General features: G+C 74.4%; 2 protein-coding genes. One reads left to right on the forward strand and one right to left on the reverse strand.

What is annotated here, in order from left to right; all coding sequences use genetic code 11:
* Positions 1 to 1,542 (reverse strand): ALF repeat-containing protein (locus tag KS423_RS44605; protein WP_224285389.1); only part of this gene is annotated, 1,542 nt, incomplete at its 3' end.
* A 174-nt stretch (positions 1,543 to 1,716) separates the two neighbouring features.
* Between KS423_RS44605 and KS423_RS44610 the strand changes: the two genes are divergently transcribed.
* Positions 1,717 to 1,877: FAD-dependent monooxygenase (locus KS423_RS44610; protein ID WP_224285390.1), on the forward strand; the 161-nt coding region annotated here is incomplete at its 3' end.

The following is a 1,877-nucleotide window of genomic DNA, read 5'->3' on the forward strand; positions in this document are numbered from 1 at the left end:
GCCTGCGGCGAGGGCCGCGGCGGCGCCGCCGGCCTCCCAGCCGAGCCCGTCGCTGCCGGTGGAGGCGAGCGCGCCGGAGCCGGTGGTGCCGGTGCCCGTACGGGTGGTGGTGGTCCCGGTGTCGGTGGTCTCGGTGAGGCCGGCGGGCTGGACGGTCTGCGGCTGCTGCCCGGAACCGTCGGTGCCCGTACCGTTGCCGTTGCCGGGCTTGGCCGCCGCGGCTTCGTCCTCGGCGCGGGCCTTGGCCCAGCCCTCCTTGAGGAAGGCCGTGATGTCCGCGTCGCTGCCCTCCAGCGCGGCCAGGGCGGCCTTGTGCACCGCCGGGCCGCCGGTCTCGGCGATCTGCGAGACCTTGACCCGGTTGTCGCTGGCGCGCAGCGCGGGCAGTCCGGTGGTCAGGAAGCGCCGCACGTCGGCGGCGGTGCCGTCCAGGGCCTTCTGGGCGGCCGCGGCGGTGTACGGGCCGGTCGCCGGGTCGGCGATGACCCGCAGCACCTCGACCCGGTCGTCCTCGAACTGGGCCTTGGCGAAGCCGCCGTTGAGGAAGGCCTCGACGGCCTCGTCGGTGCCGGCGTCCAGCGCCTTGCCGGCCGCCTCGCGCACGGCCGGGCCGCCGGTGTTCATGAGCTGGGAGAGCTTGACCCGGTTGTCGTCGCCGCGCAGCTTGGGCAGCTCGGCGGTCAGGAAGTGCCGCAGCTCGGCGGCGCCGCCCTTGAGGGCCTTCTCGGCGCCCTCGCGCACCCCGGGGCCGGTCTGCGGGTCGGCGAGGATGGCCTCGACCTTGGCGCGGTCCTCGTCCTCGGCACGGGCCGTGTACTGGCCGGTCGCCAGGAAGTCGAGGACGTCCTGGTAGGTGCCGTTGAGGGCGGCCCTGGCGGCCTTCTGCACGGCCGGGCCGCCGGCGCTGTAGATCTGGGCGGTCTTGACCCGGTTGTCGCTCTTCCGCTGCTCGTCGAGCTCGACCTCCAGGAAGTGCCGCAGCTCGGCGGCACCGCCCTTGAGCGCCTTCTCGGCCGCCTCGCGCACCCCGCGGCCGCTCTGCGGATCGGCGAGGATGGCCTCGACCTTGGCGCGGTCCTCGTCCTCGGCACGGGCCGTGTACTGGCCGGTCGCCAGGAAGTCGAGGACGTCCTGGTAGGTGCCTCGCAGCGCCTGGTCTGCGGCCTTCTTCACGGCCGGGCCGCCGCGGTCCTCGATCTGGGCGACCCTCACCCGGTTGTCGGTCTGGCGGCTCTCGTCCAGCTCGACCGTCAGGAAGTGCCGCAGCTCGGCGGCGCCGCCCTTGAGGGCCTTCGCCGCGTTCTCGCGCACCTTGGACCAGCTCGGCGAGCCCGCGAGGATGCGCTCGACCTCGGCGCGGTCACGCTGCTCCTGCCCGTCGCCGTCCTCGGGCGCGACGTCCTTGACGGAGTCCGACCCGGTGTCGGGACCGGAGACGCCGGTCGGCTTCGGGGCGTCGGCGGCCGAGGCCGTGGCGGGGAAGAGGACGGCGGGGGCCAGGACGGCGGCCGCGACGACGGCGGACACCCGGGGCAGCTTCATCGAGAGCAAACCTGCTTCGTGTGAAGGGATCATGAATGACCGACAGCATAGATCCACTTTTACGATTGCCGTACCAGTTATTTGCCGGCCCCCTGACCTCCCCCGCCGACAACGGGTTGCACCAGGCTCCGCCGCGCCTCATGCCTGTCGGAGGCCGCCGCTAGGGTGTGGCGGATGAGCTTCCACCTGGTCGTCGGACACGGGCCCGCCGGGGCCGCCACCGCCCGCCTGCTGGCCGAGCAGGGCCACGAGGTCCGGGTCGTCACCCGCGCCGGACGCCCCGCCGGGCCGGCCGTCCCCGGCGTCGAGCACCTCGCCCTGGACGCGAGCGACCC

Origin of the sequence: Streptomyces sp. LS1784 (genome assembly GCF_020103755.1) — a bacterium.
Lineage (GTDB): Bacteria > Actinomycetota > Actinomycetes > Streptomycetales > Streptomycetaceae > Kitasatospora.